The following is a 2,812-nucleotide window of genomic DNA, read 5'->3' as shown; positions in this document are numbered from 1 at the left end:
GGTCAGCGCCGCCCTCGGCGTGAGCCCGCTGCTGCCCGGCCTGCTCGCGGGGCTCGTCGCCGGCCCGCACGGCTGGCGCGCCGCCCTCTGGGCCGCGCTGGTCAGCCCGGTGCTCGGCCTCGCCGCCACCCCGCTCGCCCGGGTACCGGCCCCCGCGAACACGCCGCGTCCCGCCGTCGCCCCAAGGCCCGCGGCCCGTCCGCCGCTGCGGGGGATCGGCGTGGTGCTCGTCCTCTGGACGGTCGCGGCGGCCCTGGCCACGATCGGCTCCAACGCCATGGCCTCCTACTTCATCCAGATCGGGACGCGCTCGGACCTGTCCACCGGGCTCGCGGGGATCATGCAGTCGGTCGCCGGGCTGCTGGCCGTCGGCGTCCGGCTCGCCGCGGGCGTCGCCGCCGACCGCGCCCCGCGCCGCAACCCCGCGATCGTCGCGGGCATGATGCTCGCGGGCGGCGCCGGGCTGCTGGTCACCGCCGCCGGGAACCCGGTCTGCTTCGTCGTCGGCGCCGTGCTGACCGTGGCGGGCGGCTGGGGCTGGACGGGCCTGCTGTTCGCCGCCGTGCTGCGGGTGCTGCCCGGCGACGGGGCGCGCGCGGGCGGTCAGGTGCAGCTCGGCCTGTTCACCGGCGCGGCCGTCGCCCCGTTCGCCTTCGGCGCCGTGACCGGCGTGCTCGGCCTGCCGGCCACGCTGCTGGGCGCGGCGGTCGTCGTGGGGCTCGGCGCGGTCGCCATGACCGCCGGAACGGCCCTGCTCTCCCGCGCCGAGCGGGCGGTGGAGCAGCACACCGAGCCGAACGCCGCACCGAACGCCGAACTGAACGCCGAATCGTGCGCTGCCGTCCCGGACGGCTCCACCGCGGCCACCGCGTGACCGCGCCGCCGGACGCGGCTCAGGGCTCGGGCTGGCACCGGGGACACCAGAAGGTGACCCGTTCGCCGGTGACCGAGCCCTGGTCGGCGCGCCGGACGCGGGTGCCGCAGCGCAGGCACGGGCGGCCCGCCCGCCCGTACACCCAGTGCCGCCGTCCGGGCCGCAGGTCGCCGGTCGTGACATGGCCGTGCCGCAGCTTGTTGGCGTCCAGCAGCCGCCGCGCCAGCCCGACCATCGTCTCCGGGTCGCGGACGGCCCCGACCGGCGTCCACGGATGCACCCCGCGCAGGAAGAGGATCTCCGATTTGTAGACGTTGCCGATGCCCGCGAGCGCGGTCTGGTCGAGCAGCGCCTCGCCGACGGGACGTCCGGGCTCCCGGGTGAGGCGCCGGACGGCCTCCTCCGCGTCCCAGTCGGGGCCGAGCAGGTCGGGGCCGAGACCGCCGACCGCCCGGTCCTCCTCGTCGGTGCGCAGCACCTCGACCGTGCCGAGCGAGTAGCCCGCCGCCATCCACTCGGCGTTCGCCAGCACGAGCCGCACCCGGTGGTCGCGCGGCGGCGGCCCGGCGGGCCGGATCCGCCACTCGCCCTCCATCTTCAGGTGGGTGTGGACGGTCAGCCCGCCCTCGATCCGGGCGAGCAGGTGCTTGCCGCGCGGGACGACGTCGTCCACCGTCCGGCCGCGCAGGTCGAGCGTGGCGTACCGGGGGACGCGGAAGTCCGAGAGCGTGAGGGGCCGCCCGGCGAGCGCGTCGCGCAACCGCCGGGCGGCCAGGAAGATCGTGTCGCCCTCGGGCATCGGCCTAGATCAGGGTGGGGCTCTCCCAGGCGGCCGGATCCTCGGTCAGCTTGCGGACCTGCTCCGGCAGTTCGCCCGACGCGATGTGCGCCAGCGTCACCTGCTCGAGGATGGCGCGCTCGCTGGCCCGCAGCGCGATCCACACGTCCTGCAGGGACGCCGCCGGGCCCTCGTAGCCGACGTGCTCGGGGCGCTCGCCCCGGACGCCGAGCAGCGGGCCGTCGATGGCGCGGATCAGGTCGGCCAGGGCGATCCGGTCGGCCGGGCGCGCCAGCCAGTAGCCGCCCTCCGGACCGCGCTGGCTGCGCACCAGACCCGACCGGCGCAGCTGGCCGAGGATGTTCTCGAGGAACTTGGGCGGGATCTGCTGCGCCTCCGCGAGCTGCACGGCGGTCACGGGCTTGCTCCCGGCCACCGCCAGCTCGGCGGCGGCCCGCAGCGCGTAGTCGACCCGGGCGGACAATCGCATGAACGTATTATCCCTTGCCGATCGGACTGGTTGGGCTTTAGCCCCCGATCCACGCCGTGAACGGACGGTTCGAGGGCTCCACAGCGTCCCGCCGGGAGGGCGGTAGCGGCTCCCCTGGAGCATCCGGAGCCGGGAAAGCGGAAGGGGCGGGACGCCGGATCGCGGCGCCCGCCCCTCGGGTTCGCCAGGCTCAGCCCGTGAGGCCGAGGACCTCGGCCGCCGCGAGGGCGTTGGCCTGCGCCGCGCCGTAGGTCGCGACGTGGACCGCGCCCTCCGGACGCCAGATCGGCAGGCCCATGTCCACCAGCACCGCGTCGGGACGGGCGGCCAGCAGCGCGGTCGCCAGTTCACGCTGGCCGGCGTGCCGGTGCGCGTCGCGCAGCACCACGACCAGACCGCGCCCGGTGGCACGTTCCAGCACGTCGCCGACCTCCTCCGGGGTGCCCTCGGCCCGGACGGCGTCGGCCGCCCAGGCCCACAGGCCCCACGGCGTCGGGCCGACCGCGATGTTGCCGTCCGCGGCGAGCTGGACGACGAGCGGCGCGGCGGGGAAGGCGGGCAGGTCGCCGGTGACCCGCACGGCGCGGCGCGCGGCGTCCAGTCCGGCGGCCCGGTCCACCGGCACCGGGGCGCTCTCGGCCAGCCAGTCCTTCAGCGCGCCGGTGCGGGC

3 protein-coding genes and 1 pseudogene are annotated in these 2,812 nt (G+C 77.0%); 1 reads left to right on the top strand and 3 read right to left on the bottom strand.

Annotated features, from left to right (window positions below; genetic code table 11):
- A partial coding sequence (locus DZF91_RS25440) for an MFS transporter (RefSeq protein ID WP_147341379.1) occupies nt 1-874 on the top strand: 874 nt, incomplete at its 5' end.
- Between the two features lie 19 nt (nt 875-893).
- Here the strand turns inward: DZF91_RS25440 and DZF91_RS25435 are convergent.
- The 3 genes and pseudogenes from DZF91_RS25435 to DZF91_RS25425 all read right to left on the bottom strand — a co-directional run.
- The gene (locus tag DZF91_RS25435; protein ID WP_117359744.1) at nt 894-1,673 is read right to left on the bottom strand and encodes an Fpg/Nei family DNA glycosylase; all 780 of its coding nucleotides are present in this window, start codon (nt 1,671-1,673) and stop codon (nt 894-896) included.
- A gap of 4 nt (nt 1,674-1,677) precedes the next feature.
- Nucleotides 1,678-2,142 carry an RrF2 family transcriptional regulator gene (locus tag DZF91_RS25430; protein ID WP_117359743.1) on the bottom strand — a complete coding sequence of 155 codons (465 nt, stop codon included), beginning with the start codon at nt 2,140-2,142 and terminating at the stop codon, nt 1,678-1,680.
- Between the two features lie 190 nt (nt 2,143-2,332).
- Nucleotides 2,333-2,812, bottom strand: a pseudogene (locus tag DZF91_RS25425) (glycoside hydrolase family 3 protein); the annotation flags it as partial.

Source organism: Actinomadura logoneensis, from assembly GCF_003428695.1.
In the GTDB taxonomy this organism is placed as follows: domain Bacteria; phylum Actinomycetota; class Actinomycetes; order Streptosporangiales; family Streptosporangiaceae; genus Spirillospora; species Spirillospora logoneensis.
Note: the sequence above shows the minus strand (reverse complement) of the source record. Positions and strands in the feature narration are given on the sequence as shown.

Coding starts and splice junctions, on each gene's coding strand:
- DZF91_RS25435 (WP_117359744.1), bottom strand. CDS start 1,673: ATGCCCGAGGGCGACACGATCTTCCTGGCCGCCCGGCGGTTGCGCGAC.
- DZF91_RS25430 (WP_117359743.1), bottom strand. CDS start 2,142: ATGCGATTGTCCGCCCGGGTCGACTACGCGCTGCGGGCCGCCGCCGAG.